General features: G+C 68.0%; 10 protein-coding genes. 7 read left to right on the top strand and 3 right to left on the bottom strand.

Annotated elements, in window-relative coordinates; genetic code table 11:
* Positions 1–21: 21 nt before the first annotated feature.
* The 3 genes from ASE78_RS03610 to ASE78_RS03600 are packed head-to-tail and all read right to left on the bottom strand — an operon-like array spanning position 22 to position 4,156.
* Positions 22–1,548, bottom strand: a complete 1,527-nt coding sequence (locus tag ASE78_RS03610; RefSeq protein WP_056493308.1) for a DHA2 family efflux MFS transporter permease subunit — start codon at positions 1,546–1,548, stop codon at positions 22–24.
* 12 nt (positions 1,549–1,560) lie between these two features.
* The gene (locus tag ASE78_RS03605) at positions 1,561–2,694 is read right to left on the bottom strand and encodes an HlyD family efflux transporter periplasmic adaptor subunit (protein ID WP_056493305.1); all 1,134 of its coding nucleotides are present in this window, start codon (positions 2,692–2,694) and stop codon (positions 1,561–1,563) included.
* A complete protein-coding gene (locus ASE78_RS03600; RefSeq protein ID WP_235514860.1) occupies positions 2,687–4,156 on the bottom strand; it encodes an efflux transporter outer membrane subunit in 1,470 nt (489 codons plus the stop codon). The genes ASE78_RS03605 and ASE78_RS03600 overlap by 8 nt, the downstream gene beginning before the upstream one ends.
* Positions 4,157–4,245: 89 nt before the next feature.
* Between ASE78_RS03600 and ASE78_RS03595 the strand changes: the two genes are divergently transcribed.
* The 7 genes from ASE78_RS03595 to ASE78_RS03565 all read left to right on the top strand — a co-directional run bounded on the left by ASE78_RS03595 (position 4,246) and on the right by ASE78_RS03565 (position 14,871).
* Positions 4,246–4,887, top strand: coding sequence for a TetR/AcrR family transcriptional regulator (locus ASE78_RS03595; protein ID WP_056493302.1), 642 nt, complete (start codon positions 4,246–4,248; stop codon positions 4,885–4,887).
* Positions 4,888–5,032: 145 nt separating this feature from the next.
* A complete protein-coding gene (locus ASE78_RS03590; protein ID WP_056493299.1) occupies positions 5,033–6,325 on the top strand; it encodes a polysaccharide lyase family 1 protein in 1,293 nt (430 codons plus the stop codon).
* A gap of 110 nt (positions 6,326–6,435) precedes the next feature.
* A complete protein-coding gene (locus ASE78_RS03585; protein WP_056493296.1) occupies positions 6,436–7,776 on the top strand; it encodes a hypothetical protein in 1,341 nt (446 codons plus the stop codon).
* Between the two features lie 38 nt (positions 7,777–7,814).
* Positions 7,815–11,330: a TonB-dependent receptor gene (locus tag ASE78_RS03580; protein ID WP_156351271.1), complete on the top strand. Its 3,516-nt coding sequence runs from the start codon at positions 7,815–7,817 to the stop codon at positions 11,328–11,330.
* A 134-nt stretch (positions 11,331–11,464) separates the two neighbouring features.
* A complete protein-coding gene (locus tag ASE78_RS03575) occupies positions 11,465–13,054 on the top strand; it encodes a family 43 glycosylhydrolase (RefSeq protein WP_056493293.1) in 1,590 nt (529 codons plus the stop codon).
* A gap of 12 nt (positions 13,055–13,066) precedes the next feature.
* Positions 13,067–13,876, top strand: coding sequence for a rhamnogalacturonan acetylesterase (locus tag ASE78_RS03570; RefSeq protein WP_056493290.1), 810 nt, complete (start codon positions 13,067–13,069; stop codon positions 13,874–13,876).
* Positions 13,877–13,887: 11 nt separating this feature from the next.
* Positions 13,888–14,871, top strand: coding sequence for a pectinesterase family protein (locus ASE78_RS03565; RefSeq protein WP_082466983.1), 984 nt, complete (start codon positions 13,888–13,890; stop codon positions 14,869–14,871).
* The last annotated feature ends 35 nt before the right edge of the window (positions 14,872–14,906 follow it).

Here is a 14,906-nt window from a genome sequence, read left to right as displayed (position 1 = left end):
CCGGTTGAATGTCGATCGGTCCTAATGCGCTTCCCCCGGCTTCGCCATCCGTTTGGGCCGGGGGGCCAGCCAGATGATGAGCGCCGCCGCGACGAACACCATCGCCGACAACAGGAACAGGTGGTTGATCGCCAGCGTGCTGCTTTCGCGCGCGACCGTCATCTCGACCGTGGCCCGGACCTGATCGAGCGAGAAGCCCTGCGCCATCAGCGCGGTCGTAGTCGGATCGGCGTTGAGCCGCGACACCATCTCGCTGCGCGCGACGATCATGCTGTCGGCATAGAGCGTCGTCGACACCGACGTGCCGATCGCCCCCGCCATGGTGCGCAGGAAGCTCATCACGCCTGCCGCCGATGCCGTTTCGTGCGGCTCGACCGCGCCCAGCGCGATCGTGGTCAGCGGAATGAAGAAGAACGGCATGCCGAACCCCTGCACGATCTGCGGAAACGCCAGCGTCCAGAAATCGGCCCCGGTAGTCCAGCCCACCCGGATCAGCGTCGCCCCGGCGATCCACAGGATGCCGAAACACACCAGCGCGCGCGGATCGTGCTTCTTCATCAACTGCGCGACGATCGGCGACATGATGACCGCGCCCATCCCGTTGAACGCGGTGGCATAGCCGGCATAGGTCGAGGTGTAGCCAAGGCTCGCCTGCAACCACTGCGGGATCAGTACGACCGAGGCGAAGAACGTCCCGAACGCGAACGACAGCGCGGCGACCGCGACGGTGAACCCCCGGTGGCGGAACACGCGCAGGTCGACGATCGGCTGCCGCTCGGTCAGTTCCCACACGACGAACACCGCCGCGCCCACGGCGGCGACCAGCCCTAGGATTACGATCGTCGGGTCCTCGAACCAGTCGTGTTCGCGTCCGATGTCGAGCATGATCTGGAGCGCGCCGATCCACAGCACCAGCAGGGCGAGACCCATCCTGTCGACCTTGAGCGGCTGACGCTCGGTCTCGGCGGGTTTCAGCAGCCGCAGCGCGCCGAACACGCAGAAGATCGCCACTGGAATATTGATGAAGAAGATCCAGTGCCACGACCAGCTATCGCTGATCGTCCCGCCGAGGATCGGCCCGAGGATCGGCGCGGTGACGGTGGTCATTGCCCACATGCCCATCGCTTGGCCATGTTGTTCCTTGGGGAAGATGCGCAGCAGCATCGTTTGCGTCAGCGGCATCAGCGGCCCGCCGCACAGCCCCTGGCCGATCCGCGCGGCGACGATCATCGTCAGGCTGGTCGACAGCCCGCACAGCACCGAAAAGATACCGAAGCCGATCATGCCCACGACGAAGGTGCGCAGCGTCCCGAACCGTCCGGCCAGCCAGCCGGTGAGCGGCACGCAGATCGCCTCCGCCACCGCATAGGAGGTGATGATCCACGTCCCCTGACTGGTCGAGATGCCGAGCGACCCGGCGATATGCCCGACCGACACGTTGGCGATCGTCGTGTCGAGCACCACCATGAAATTGGTCAGCGCCAGCACGATCCCGGCGAACCACAATGTCGGCCCGGTGAACGGCTTGAAATCGTCTTTCCCGGCCATGTGCCGAACTCCCTACCGCCCGGAGATGTCAACGGTCGCGGTCATCGACAGGCCGACGCGAAGCGGATGCGCCGCCAGCTCGCGTGGGTCGAGCGCGACGCGCACCGGCAGGCGCTGGACGACCTTGATCCAGTTGCCGGTCGCGTTCTGCGCCGGGATCAGCGCGAACGCCGATCCGGTCCCGCCCGAAAAGCCGATGACCCGCCCGTGATATTCGACGTCGTCGCCATACAGGTCGGACGTGAGCGTCACCGGCTGGCCCGGCTGGACCTTCGTCAACTGGCCTTCCTTGAAGTTGGCATCGACATAGACTTGCCCCACCGGCACGATCCGCATCACCGTGGTGCCGGCGGCGACGCGCTGCCCCACCTGGATCGTGCGGTTGGCGACCACCCCGTCGATCGGCGCGCGGATGATGGTGCGGTCGAGATCGAGTCGCGCCTGTCGCACCTTCGCCTCGGCGGCCAGCACGTCGGGCGCGGTTGCGGCGCTGGCGCCCTCGATCAGCGCCTGATTGGCGGCAAGCGTGCCCGCCGCAGCGCCACGCTGCGACGTCGCCTGCGCGACGGCGGCACGCGCCTGTTCGCGTGCGGCGCGGGCGGCGGCCAGTGCGTTGGTGGCGGCGGTAAGCTCGTCGCCCGATACCGCCCCTGCCGGCACCAGCCGGCGGCGGCGGTCGAAATCGACCTGCGCCTTGGCGAACGACGCCTCGGTCGCTGCCAGTTGCGCCCGCGCGCTCGCCACATCGGCGGCGCGTGCGCGCACCTGTTCGGACAGCGCGGTGCTGGTCGCGGCGGTCTGGCCGAACGCGCGCCGCGCCTTGGCCAGTTCGGCCTCGGCGGTGGCGAGCGCGATCCGCGCGTCGCTGTCGTCGAGCCGGACGAGCATCATGCCGCGCTTCACCGCCTGCGTATCCGCCGCGCCGACCGCGATCGCCTGTCCGGCGACCATCGGCGTCACCTGCGCGGTGTCCGCGCCGACATAGGCATTGTCGGTTTCGACATAGTGGCTGCCGACCAGCACGTGCCACGCGCCATAGCTCGCGCCGCCCACCAGAACGATGGCGGCGATCCCGGTCAGCAGTTTCTTGCGTTTGCTCTTGGCCGGGGCATCGGTGGCGGAGGAGGCGGGTTCCAGATCAGCCATGGGGTAGGTCCTTGTCGGTCGGTCCGGCGGTCGCGGGCGCGGTGAACCCGCCACCCAGCGCCCGCACCAATGCGATGTCGAGCGTGAAGGCGCGCGCCTCCAGCCCGGCGACGATCGAGCGCGCCTGCAACACCCGCTCCTGCGCGGTCAGCACGTCGAGGAAGCGCGACAGCCCGCCTTCGTAGCGCAGCCGTGCGACCTGATAGGCTGCTTCGGAATCGGCCAGCGAACGGCGCGATTCGGTAAGGCGCGTGGTCAGCACCTGCTGGCTGACGATCGCATCGGCGACCGCGCGATAGGCTTGCGCGACGGTGCGGTCGTAATCCGCGACCGCACCGTCATACCCGCCGCGCGCGACGCGATAGCGGCCTGCCAACTCGCCGCCGCGAAAGATCGGCAGGCTGATCGCGGGGCCGACCGTGCCGGCGGTCGACCCGCCCTTGAGCAGATTGTCGAGGCCGAGCGATACGACGCCGAACACCGCCGACAGGCGGATCGAGGGGTAGAAGTCGGCGCGCGCGATCCTGATCCGGCTCGCTTCCGCCTCGACGCGGGTGCGCGCCGCGACCACGTCGGGGCGGCGGCCGATCAGGTCGGTGGTGACGTCGGCGGGCAGGCCGCGCACGCCGATCGTCGCGCGCGGCGCGGCGATGGCAAGGCCCCGGTCCGGCCCTTGCCCCAGCAGCGCAGCGATGCGGTTGCGAGTCAGCGCGATCTGTTCGTCGGTCGCCGCCAGATCGGCGCGTGCGGCGGGCACCGCCGACTGCGCCTGTTTCAGTTCGGCGCGGGTGTCGAGCCCGGCGGTGACGCGGTCGGTGGTCAACCGCTCGGTCTGTTGCCGCACGCCCAGCGCGCTCGCCTGCACCGCGCGGCCGGCGTACAACGCCGCGAGGTCGGCATAGGCATCGGCGACAGTGGTCGACAGCGTGAGCCGCGCCTGTGCCAGATCGAGCCGCGCCGCATCGGCGTCCGACCGCGCCGCCGCATAGCCCGCGCGGTTGCGACCCCACAAGTCTGGGTCGAAGCCCAACTGCCCCTCGATCCGGCCGGTATCGTTCCAGCCCTTGGGCACGAAGTCTGCCGGGATGCCGTTGTTGTAGCTCTGCTTGGTCAGCCCCGCGTTGCCGGCCACGTCGAGGCTCGGCAACCGCGTCGCCCCGGCCTGCTGCGCATAGCCGTCGGCCTGCGCGATCCGGGCGCGGGCGGCGGCAAGGTCGGGCGATCCGGCCAGCGCCTCGCCGATCAGCGTGTCGAGCTGCGGATCGCGATAGGCGCGCCACCACGCCGCATCGGGCCATGCGGCATCGCCGGTCGCGGCAAGCGTGCGCGCTGCGGCATAGGCGCCGGGCGGGGCAACGGCCGGGGCTGGCCCCAGTCGCGGGACGCTGGCGCAGGCGGACAGGAACAGGACCGCCGCCAGCGCGATCGGGCGGGCGGCATCGCGTGGAATCGGGCGCATCATCGGAAAAACCGTACTAATGGGTACGGTCCGCGGCATGATCCGGCGGCGATCGGTTGTCAACGAATATCCGTACTCTATAGTACAGTTTTATGACGACCGATAGTTCCGAGATTCCTCCGACCAGACGCGAGGCGCGCAAACAGGATCGCCGCGCCACGATCGTCGCCGCCGCGCGCCGTTCGTTCCTCGACGATGGCTATGCCGCGACGTCGATGTCGGCGCTGCTTACGACGCTCGGCGGATCGAAGGCGACGCTGTGGAGCTATTTCCCCTCCAAGGAGGAATTGTTCGCCTCGGTGATCGAGGACGTGACCGCCGCGTTCCGTAGCCAGGTGATGGGCGAGTTGATGACGCCCGGCGATCTGGAGGCGACGCTCGTCAACTTTTGTCGCAGCTTCATGAACAAGACCGCACACCCCGATGCCGTCGCGGCATGGCGGCTGGTCGTGGCGGAAAGCGGGCGCTTTCCCGAAGTCGGGCGCATCTTCTACCGACAGGCCGCCCACCATATCGAACGCGCGCTGGCCGACTATATCGCCCGCCAGATCGAGGCGGGGCGACTGCGCGACGAAGGCGCGATCGACATGGCGCGGATGCTGATCGGCATGACCGCCGCGCAGCAGAACCGCCGCCTGTGGGGCGTCGAGCCTGCCGGCGTCGATGGCATGGATGCCGAAGCGAGACGGTTCGTCGATTACTTCCTCCGTCTCTTCGCGATCGGTCGAACCTAGCGTAGAAACAAATCGTTACAATAACGGGTCAGAGGTGGCACCCTTTGCTACCGGTGGACAAGCTGAACGATACGGACATATTGAACCCCGCGTGACGCAACCGGACGGCGATCCGAGTAACAACGTCGCCAGAGGGGAACCCGCCATGTCATCGCTGCCGCTGTCGGTCGCCGCGCTGCCGATCCGCCGCCGCCATCTGATCGGTGGCGTCCCGCTTCTCGCCCTCGGCACCGTACTCCCCGCTGGCAGCCCGGCCGAAACGCCGCTGCCCGGCTGGACCGCCACGCGCGGCGGGGCGGGCGGGCGGACGCTCACCGTCACGACGCTGGCCGCCGACGGGTCGGGCAGTCTGGCCGCCGCGCTGGCGGTGCCCGGCGCGCGGCGGATCGTGTTCGCGGTCGGCGGGATCATCGATCTGAAGCGAGCTACGCTGCGCATCCGCGAACCGTTCGTCACCATCGCCGGCGAAACCGCGCCGTCGCCGGGCATCACACTCATCCGCGGCGGCATCTCGGTCGCGACGCATGACGTGATCGTCCGCCACATCCGCGTTCGCGCCGGTGCCGACGGTGCCGCCCCCCAAAGCGGCTGGGAAGTCGACGGCCTGTCCTGCACCGCCGCGCACGACGTCGTCATCGATCATTGTTCGTTCGCATGGGCGACCGACGAAAATCTGTCGGCCTCGGGACCGCGTTTCGACGGCGGCACGACACCGGACGCATGGCGCGCGCATACCTCGCGCAACATCACGCTTACCCGCAACATCATCGCCGAGGGGCTGTCGCATGCGTCGCACGCGAAGGGCGAACACAGCAAGGGGTCGCTGATCCACGACAATACCACCGGCATCCTCGTCGCGCAGAACCTGTACGCGCATAATCACGAACGCCATCCGCTGGTGAAGGGCGGGGCGCGGGTGGCGTGCGTCAACAACCTGATCTACGATCCCGGCAACCGCTGTCTCCACTATGCGCTGAACGGGGTCGAATGGGGCGACCGCGCGTTCGTCACCGGTGGGATGAGCATCGTCGGCAATGTCGTGCGCGGCGGCCGCTCGACCCGGCGCGGCCTGCCGTTCCTGATCGTCGAGGGCGACGGCGATCTCGGGCTGCACATGGCCGACAATCGCGCGGTCCATGCCGATGGCCAGCCGATGCACCGCATCGCAATCCTGCCGACCGTCCGCCGGCCGCAGGTGATCGACCGGCCGCGCCCGGTCGTCTGGCCAAGCGGCCTGCGCGCGATCCCTGCCGGGCAGGTCGAGGCGCTGGTCATCGCACAGGCCGGCGCGCGGCCGTGGGACCGCGATGCGGTCGACCACCGGATCGTCGCCGAGGTGCGCGAGGGCACGGGCCGCGTGATCGACGACGAGCGCGAGGTCGGCGGCTATGCCGTGCTGGCGAATGGCCCGGTGGCGGGAAAAATTCGGACCAGATGACATTGTAAGCGATTGTCGCCCTTGACAACTCCCCCGGTTACCGGTGCAATGACACCGGTTTCCAGCAATAGACCCCATGCGATGGGGCGTGGAACCGATTGGGAGAGACAATGACGCTCGCGTCCGCCATCCTCATGCTCGCCGCAGGTCCGGCCACCGTGCCCGCGTCCGCTCCGGCCGGGGTGCCGGTGCCGGCATTTCCCGGCGCGGAAGGTGCCGGGCGCTTCTCCACCGGTGGGCGTGGCGGCAAGGTGCTGCGCGTTACCACGCTGTCGGATGCGGGACCGGGCAGCCTGCGCGCCGCCGTCGAGGCCGAAGGGCCGCGAACGATCGTGTTCGACATCGCCGGCACCATCGCGCTCCGCACGCCGCTGGTCGTGCGGCACGGCCGGATCACCATCGCCGGACAGACCGCGCCGGGCGACGGCATCACCCTGCGCGGCCAGACGTTGCAGATCGCGGCCGACGACGTGATCGTCCGCTACCTCCGCTCGCGACTGGGGGCCGAATCAAAGTCGCAGGGCGACGCGATCTGGATCAGCGGCGGCACGCGCATCCTCCTCGACCATGTCTCGGCAAGCTGGTCGGTCGACGAAACCCTGTCCGCCTCCGCCAATTACCGCGATGCCGCCAACAGCATCGGCGACCTGACCGTCCAGTGGAGCGTGATCGCCGATTCGCTGCGCCGTGCCGGTCATGTGAAGGGCGAGCACGGCTATGGCAGCCTGGTGCGCGGCGGTCGCGGATCGCGGATGAGCTTCCACCATAATCTCTGGGCCAACCATGCCGCGCGGATGCCGCGCCCCGGCAATTACGCCCCCGCCAAAGCCGACCCGCGCGGCGCGGACTTCGATTTCCGTAACAACGTCTTTTATAACTGGGGTGGCGGCCGTTCGGGCTACAACGCCGACACGCAAAGCGTCGCGCGCTACAATTTCGTCGCCAACGCCTATCTACCCGGCCCCGACAGCAAGGGACGGATCGCCTTTGCCGAAAGCAACCGCCATGCGCAGGCATGGTTCGCCGACAATGCGATGGCGGGCGCGGTGCCCGCCGATCCCTGGTCGCTGGTGTCGGGCGAGACCGGCGGGGCCTACCGCTTGTCCGCGCCGGTCGACATGCCGCCGGTCGCGACCGGCGCGGCGATGGCGGCGGTCGAGCGGGTGCTGGCCGATGCCGGGGCCAGCCGCGCGCGCGATTCCGTCGACGCGGCGATCATCGACGGGGTGCGCCGTGGCACCGGCCGGCAGATCGATACCGAAGCCGATGCCGGCGGCTGGCCGACCCTGCGCGGCGGACCGGCGGCGAGGGACAGCGACGGCGACGGCATGGCCGACGGGTGGGAACGCGCCAATGGCCTCGACCCGAAACGACCCGACGGCAACGCCGATCGTAACGGCGACGGCCGCACCAATCTCGAAGATTATCTCGATTTTATGGTTCGCAGATGACACCGGTTTCCAAAGATAAAAAGGGGAGGATTGGAATCATGATCGCACGCAGGATGCTCCGCCTCGGCGCGTCGGGACTGGCGCTGGCCATCGCCGGCACCGCCGTCGCACAGGACGGCACTGCCATCGCCCCGATGACCCAGGCACCACTGCCCTCGGCGCAGGACCGGCCGGCACCGCCGCCCGGATCGCCCGAGGCGAGCAACGCGCCGGGCGCACAGGCGCAGGAGATGCAGGCGCTCGACGATGGCGGCGACGCCGGCGAGATCATCGTCACCGGCTACCGCGCATCGCTGCGCACCTCGATCGTCGAGAAGCGCGACGCGGCGGTCCAGATCGATTCGATCAATGCCGAGGATATTGCTGACTTCCCCGACAATAATCTGGCGGAATCGCTCCAGCGCCTGCCCGGCGTGTCGATCGACCGCGACAATGGCGAGGGGCGGTCGATCACCGTGCGCGGCCTCGGCGGCGACTTCAACCGTACCCGGCTGAACGGCCTCGAAGCGCTGGCGACGGCGGGCTCGAACGATTCGGGCACCAGCCCCAATCGCAGCCGCTCGTTCGACTACAACACCTTCGCTTCCGAGCTGTTCAGTTCGCTCAAGGTGCAGAAGACGCCCTCGGCCGAAACCGACGAAGGGTCCTTGGGCGCCACGATTGATCTCCAGACCGGCCGGCCGTTCGATTACAAAAAGGGCGCGTTCGCGCTGTCGGCGGAGGGCAGCTATCAGGACAATATCGGCAAATGGACGCCGCGCCTCGCCGGCCTTGCCTCCAAGACCTTTGCCGATGGCACGATGGGCCTGCTGGTATCGGCGGCATGGAGCGAATCGCGCAACGCGATCGACCAATATCGTCGCGGCGCCGGCCAGTCGGACTATGTCTATCGCGGATCGACCTGGGCGGGGAACGAGAATCCGCAGCGCGCCGGCTTCGCCGCGCCTACCGGCACCGGCTTCGGCACCGCCATCACCAACCCCGATGCGATCGCGGCGCTGACCGGATCGAACCCCAATGCCTATGCCGCGCTCTATCCCGGCGCGCCGTTCAACACGCCGGGCCGCGTCGACAATTCGACGGTCCGCTTCCCCGCGCTGCCCTCGATCGAGCAGCAGGACGTCGAATATCAGCGCCTTGGCCTGACCGCGTCGTACCAGTGGCAGATCGGCGACAAGACGCGGCTGAGCATCGATGGCCTCTATTCGCGCTTCAAGAACCGCAGTTCGATCTATCAGGTGTCGCCGGTCGGGCTGAACCGCAACAACACCAACGCCGCGTACAACACCGCCGGCAACACCCTGACGCCGCAGGCGGCACGCGCGCTCTATCCCGGCATCTGCACGCCCAATGCGGGGTCGAGCCTGGTTCCCGCACAGGATTGCGGCCAGCAACTCTATGGCACCACCCCGGCGTTCGCGACCGCGCTCAATGCGCAGGGGCAGCGGGTCGCATCGGTGCTCGCCCCCTCGGCGGTGGTGCCGGGGACGGTCGCGGCCAACAATCCGACGACGTCGAACATCTTCAGCACCAATCCGTTCAACCTCGACCCGTATGACTATTACAACAACCCCAATTCGGTCGGCTATATCGCGTCGAGCAATCGGCTGGCCTATCGCGGGTCGCTGATCGGGCGGCCGGCGGTGCGGCTGGAGGAAGTGAACGTCACCAACGGCAACGTCGACTACATGGTCGCGACCAACGTCGACTTCCGCTCGGCGGTCGACCAGTCGATCTATACCACCAAGTTCCGGCAGGGTTCGCTCCAGCTCGAACATGAATTCAGCGACAATTTCCGCGCGGTGTTCATCGGCGGCGCGTCCGAATCGACCAACAATTCCGAAGGGCTGCTGGTCGAATTCAACCGGATGGATTCGCCGCAACGCTATGTGTTCGACGCGCGTGACGGTGGCGACATGCCGCTCGTCAATTTCGGCTTCGATGCGGCCGATCCGAACAACTGGGATACGGTCAAGGGCTTCTCGGGCATCCGCCGCTATCTGCGCTTCACCAAGAATACCTACAAACAGGGCAAGATCGATTTCGACTGGCGGGTCAACGACAGCTTCAACGTGGGCTTCGGCGGCAATTACCGCGAATATGCCTTTGCGACGCGCCAGTTCGAACGCAACAACGACCTGCTCAACCCGACGCTGCGCGAGGCGGGGGCCAGCGCGGCATCGGTGGGACAGGTCATCGACTTCGGGCAGGGGCTGGACGTGCCCGAAGGCACCGTCACCAGTTTCTACACGCCCAATATCGGCGCGTTCGACCAGTTGTTCGACTTCACCTGCAACTGCGTCAACAAATGGGGCGACTGGCGCCTTACCGACCGGCGCAACGGCGGGCGCGAGAATTTCGACGTGCTCGAAAAGGATACCGGCTTCTACGTCCAGGCCGACTGGACCAGCGAGCTGTTCGGGCGGCCGTTCCGCGGCAACGCCGGCACGCGCGTCGCGATCACCGACGTGACGTCGAACGGGACGACCCCGGCCGGGCGCGGCATCGTCGGCACCAACCGCTATACCGATTTCCTGCCGTCGCTGAACGTGGTGTACGAACCGGTCGAGGACCTCCTCGTGCGGCTGGGCGCGTCGCGGGTGATGGCGCGGCCGCTGCTGGGCAATCTGTCGCCGTCGATCACGGGCCTCAGCATCCCCAACACCGGCGATGCGGTCGGCGCCACGCTGACGATCGGCAACCCGCGCCTCAATCCGTTCCGCTCGACCAACCTCGATGCCAGCATCGAATGGTATTTCGCGCCGGGCGGCCTCGTCAGCGTCGCCGGGTTCAGCAAACAGATCTCCAGCTTCCCGCAGACGATCTCGTTCGCCGGTCCCTTGTCGCAATTCACTGACGCCGCCACGATCGAGGCGATCCGCGCGCAGATCACCGATCCGATCCAGCTCGCCTATCTGAACGCCAACAACCCGTTCGTCGCCCGACAGTTCGCCGATGCGCCGGGCGGCTATCTGCGCGGCGTCGAGATCAGCTATCAGCAGGAACTCGACTTCCTGCCGTGGTATTTCAAGAACCTCGGCCTCCAGCTCAACTACACGTACATCAAGTCCGAGCTGAACTATATCCTCGATCCGGGCCGGGCGGCGTCGGGCACCCTCGCCGCCATCCCGGCGAGCACCGGCACCGCCCCGTTCCTCGGCGTCTCGCCACAGTCGGTCAACGGCACGCTCGCCTATGAAACGGCAAAGTTCCGCGCGCGCGTCTCGGTCGCCTATCGCAAGGGCTATTCGCAGACCTATCCGATCGCCGGCGGATCGTGCGCTCCGGGGTTGCAGAACAGCCCGGCCAACCCTTCGGTGGCGGGGACGCCGTGCGATTCACCGCTGGTCAACGATTTCATCTTCAGCCGCGACACGACCAACGTCGATGCGTCGATGAGCTACAAATTCACCGACTGGCTGTCGGTCAGCGCCGAAGGGCTGAACCTGACCAACCAGCCGAGCCAGCGCTACGCCTATCAGGGTCAGGACGCGGTGACGCAGTACAGCGCGTCGGGTCCGATCTACCGCGTCGGCGCCCGGCTGCGGTTCTGATGTCTCTCCCCGGAGACTGCCTTCCCTCCGCCGGCGCCCCGCCGGCGGAGGGGCTTTCCCGGGGTCCACCGGCGACGGATCCACCGTCGCGACCCGAATTTCGCCGAACGTCCGTTCCAGTCAGGAGTAGTCTCATGATCTCACGCCGCGATGCGTTTCGCACCCTCGGCGCGGCCGGGGCGGTCGCCAGCCTGCCGACCGCGATCGGTGGCACGGCATCGGCGCAGGGCCGCGCGCCGGACTATAAACGGGGCTATGACCATCAGCGGATCGCCGATCTGGGCGACGGGCGGTTCCTCAACCCGTTGATGGCGGGCGACCATCCCGACCCGACCATCCTGAAGGACGGTCGCGATTATTACATGACCTTCTCGACCTTCGATTCCTATCCGGGACTGGTCATCTGGCATTCGCGCGATCTCATCAACTGGACTCCGCGCACCGCCGCGTTGACCACGAACATCGGATCGGTCTGGGCGCCCGAACTGACCAAGCACAAGGGCCGCTATTACCTCTATATCCCGACCAAGAATCCGACGACCAACTGGGTGATCTGGGCCGACCGGATCGACGGGCCATGGTCCGAACCCGTCGACCTGAAACTGACCGATCATATCGATCCCGGCCATGCGGTCGGCGAGGACGGGTCGCGCTGGCTGTTCCTGTCGGGTGGCGACCGTATCCGCCTGTCCGACGACGGCCTCGCGACGGTCGGCAAGGTCGAGCATGTCTATGACCCATGGCGCTATCCGGATACTTGGGATGTCGAGGGGTTCAGCCCCGAGGGGCCGAAGGTGATGCGCCACGGTAAGTACTTTTATCTCGTCACGGCGGTCGGCGGCACGGCGGGGCCGCCGACCGGCCATATGGTGATCGCCGCGCGATCGAAGTCGATCCACGGGCCGTGGGAACATCATCCCGGCAACCCGATCGTCCGCACGACCTCGCTCGACGAGAAATGGTGGTCGCGCGGCCACGCCACGCTGATCGAGGGGCCGGACGCGAGCTGGTGGTCGGTCTATCACGGCTATGAGAACGGCTATTGGACGCTCGGGCGGCAGACGCTGCTCGATCCGGTCGAATGGACGCCCGACGGCTGGTTCCGCATGACGGGCGGCGACCTGTCGCAACCGATCGCCAAGCCCCGGGGCGGCAGCGCGGTCCGTCACGGCCAGCCGCTGTCCGACGATTTTGCGAAACTGGCGCTCGGCACCAAATGGAATTTCTTCAAGCCGACGCCCGAGGACCGCGCGCGGGCGCGGGTCGAGGGCGGCGCGCTGCTACTCGACGCGAAGGGCAAGGCGCCGTCGGACGGCGCGCCGCTGCTGCTGATCGCCGGCGACACCGGCTATCGCTTCGAATGCGACATCGAGATCGCGCCCGGCGGCACCGCCGGGCTGATCCTGTTCTACGACGAGAAGCTCTATTGCGGGCTGAGCTTCGACGAGAAGCGCTTCGTCACCCACCAGTACGGCATCGAACGCGGCCGCCCCGCCAATCCGCACGGCAGCCGGATGCGGATGCGCGTGACCAACGACCGGCACATCGTCTCCTTCCATACCAGCGGCGACGGCGGGCGGACATGGAGCCGGTTCGATCGCGGCATGGAGGTATCGGGTTATCACCACAATGTCCGTGGCGGGTTCCTGATGCTGCGCCCCGGCCTGTATTCGGCGGGCAGCGGCACCGCGCGCTTCCGCGACTTCCGCTTCACCGCGCTCTGAAGGGGCTGGCCGATGCTTGCCCTGCTGATCGCCGCCGCGCTGACCGCCGGTCAGGTCGCACCCGCCGCCGCGCCGCCGGTGGTGCCGATCCGCGCGTCGAAGGTGATCCTCGTCGGCGATTCGACCACGGCGGTCAGCGGCGGCTGGGGCGGCAGCTTCTGTGCCGAGCATGTCGCCTCGTTCCTCGCCTGCGTGAACCTCGCGCGCGGCGGGCGATCGTCGGGCAGCTATCGCGCCGAAGGATCATGGGCGCTGGCGCTGTCTGAGATGCGGACGCCGGGGTTCGTCAGGACATGGGTGGTGATCCAGTTCGGCCATAACGACCAGCCGGGCAAACCCGGCCGCTCGACCGATCTCGCCACCGAATTTCCCGCCAACCTGCGCGCCTATGTCACCGAAACGCGCGCGGCGGGCGCGGTTCCGGTGCTGGTAACGCCGCTCAGCCGCCGCATCTACAAGGACGGCAGGATCGACAACGACCTTGCTCCCTGGGCCGACGCCGTCCGCCGCGTCGCGCGGGAAATGCGCGTGCCGCTGATCGATCTGAACGCGCTTACGCTGGCCGAGCTGAACGGGAACGGCGAACGATGGGCCGAACGCTTCGCGCAACTGCCGCCCACCGCCGCGCCGCCCGTGGCCGCCACCACCGAGACGAACGATACCCCCTTCGCCCAGCGCAAGCTGTCGTTCGACCGCACCCATCTGGGTCGCGCCGGTGCCGACCATGTCGCGGCGCTGATGGCCGGCGCGCTGGCACGGGCGGTGCCCGAGATGCGGCCGATGCTCTACCCGACGCAGCCCGCCCTGCTGCCGCTGCGCTGAGGGAGCGGACGATGCGCCTTGCCCCGCTTGCCCTCACGCTGGCGACGATCGCCGTCGCCGCGCCCGCACAGCCCGCCGCCCTGCGGGTCGTCCATGTCTCGCCCGACCGGCCGGGGGCGTATCGCAGCGTGCAGGGCGCGATCGATGCGCTGGCGACGACCGGCGGCACGATCCTGATCGCGCCGGGCCGATACCGCGAGAAGTTGGTGATCCGGGGCAACGACGTGCGGCTGCGCGGCACCGGCCGCACCCCCGCCGATGTCGTGCTGGTGTACGGCGATGCGTCGGCGACGGTCGGCGGCACGCTCAAGTCGGCGTCGATGACCGTCAGCGGTGACGGGTTCCGCGCGACCAACCTGACGATCCAGAACGACTATTGGCTGAACCCTGCGCATCTGCCGTCGCAGGCGGTGGCGCTGGCACTCACCGGTGACCGGGCGGTGGTGCGCCGCGTCCGGCTGCTCGGCCATCAGGACACGCTCTACGCCAATCGCGGCCCCAACCGCCGGCCGACGCGGCAGTATTTCCGCGACTGTTATATCGAGGGGCATGTCGATTTCATCTTTGGCGACGCCAACGCCTATTTCGATCGCTGCCAGCTCCACGGACTCGCGCATGAAACCGTGTGGTACACCGCGCAAAGCCGCAACGCGCCCGATGACGAGGGCAGCGCCTATGTGTTCGATCGGTCGCGCTTCACCGCCGCGCCGGGCGCACGCAACATTGCGCTCGGCCGCGCGTGGCGGCCCCATGCGCGGGTGATCCTGCTTGACGCGCGGCTGGATGCGCCGGTGATCCCGGCGGGCTGGACCGAATGGACGCCGGGCAAGACGACCACGCTCGATACCGCGTATTTCGCCGAATATCGCTCGCGCGGGCAGGGCGCATCCCCCGCCACGCGCGAACCGCGCACCCACCAGTTGACCGCCGCGCAGGCCGCGCGGTGGCGGCTGCCGGCCTTCTTCGGCACCGACACTGGCTGGCTGCGCGATTAGGACCGATCGATATTCAGCCTGACGCCGGCCCATCG

It is taken from the genome of Sphingomonas sp. Leaf25, assembly GCF_001421635.1.
Classification (GTDB): Bacteria; Pseudomonadota; Alphaproteobacteria; order Sphingomonadales; family Sphingomonadaceae; genus Sphingomonas.
Note: the sequence above shows the minus strand (reverse complement) of the source record. Positions and strands in the feature narration are given on the sequence as shown.

Coding starts and splice junctions, on each gene's coding strand:
- ASE78_RS03570 (WP_056493290.1), top strand. CDS start 13,067: ATGCTTGCCCTGCTGATCGCCGCCGCGCTGACCGCCGGTCAGGTCGCA.
- ASE78_RS03580 (WP_156351271.1), top strand. CDS start 7,815: ATGATCGCACGCAGGATGCTCCGCCTCGGCGCGTCGGGACTGGCGCTG.
- ASE78_RS03585 (WP_056493296.1), top strand. CDS start 6,436: ATGACGCTCGCGTCCGCCATCCTCATGCTCGCCGCAGGTCCGGCCACC.
- ASE78_RS03595 (WP_056493302.1), top strand. CDS start 4,246: ATGACGACCGATAGTTCCGAGATTCCTCCGACCAGACGCGAGGCGCGC.
- ASE78_RS03610 (WP_056493308.1), bottom strand. CDS start 1,548: ATGGCCGGGAAAGACGATTTCAAGCCGTTCACCGGGCCGACATTGTGG.
- ASE78_RS03600 (WP_235514860.1), bottom strand. CDS start 4,156: ATGATGCGCCCGATTCCACGCGATGCCGCCCGCCCGATCGCGCTGGCG.
- ASE78_RS03605 (WP_056493305.1), bottom strand. CDS start 2,694: ATGGCTGATCTGGAACCCGCCTCCTCCGCCACCGATGCCCCGGCCAAG.
- ASE78_RS03575 (WP_056493293.1), top strand. CDS start 11,465: ATGATCTCACGCCGCGATGCGTTTCGCACCCTCGGCGCGGCCGGGGCG.
- ASE78_RS03590 (WP_056493299.1), top strand. CDS start 5,033: ATGTCATCGCTGCCGCTGTCGGTCGCCGCGCTGCCGATCCGCCGCCGC.
- ASE78_RS03565 (WP_082466983.1), top strand. CDS start 13,888: ATGCGCCTTGCCCCGCTTGCCCTCACGCTGGCGACGATCGCCGTCGCC.